Genomic DNA, 534 nt, shown 5'->3' on the forward strand with positions numbered 1-534 from the left:
GTCTGGAGGGCAGTCTCGAGTCCACCGCCACCGGCCAGGATGATGGTGACCAGATCCAGGTAGGCGGACAGGGAGTGGCGAAAGTCGCGGCGGCGACGTTCGATCTGTTCGGATAGTCCCAGGTCCGGCCACATGAACCCTCCAAGGCCAAATCCGACTGCAAGGGCGGCCGTCCATCCTGGGGCGACGTGTACTCCGCTTGGTGCCATGGCAAGGCCGAAGATGACCGGGACTACCAGCCCGGCGATTCCGCCGAGAAGTTTTTGGTAGGCGTGGGTTTCGATCGGTTTGTCGATGGCCCTGAGACGGTGTTGCAGCCCACCCAAATCCACCAGTCCAGTGGCTTCGAACATGCGTACCGCCCCCCGGCCGACCCGATCGGTGATCCCGGCCACCGATGCCGGTTCGGGATCGGTGAGGGATCGGCGTGGACGTTCCAGATCGGCCAGTGCCCTGTCAAGCGGCACCGGACCAGGGCACACAGCCCGGACTCCGAGAAAGACACCGAGCCCGATCCCGGCGCCGGCGACCATG

General features: G+C 65.2%; 1 protein-coding gene. It reads right to left on the bottom strand.

Going from position 1 to position 534, the window contains the following annotated elements:
• On the bottom strand, window positions 1-467 hold a 467-nt coding region (locus P1T08_18950), incomplete at its 3' end, for a hypothetical protein (GenBank protein ID MDF1598148.1).
• Window positions 468-534: the final 67 nt, after the last annotated feature.

It is taken from the genome of Acidimicrobiia bacterium, from assembly GCA_029210695.1.
GTDB lineage: Bacteria > Actinomycetota > Acidimicrobiia > Spongiisociales > JAHEDJ01 > JAHEDJ01.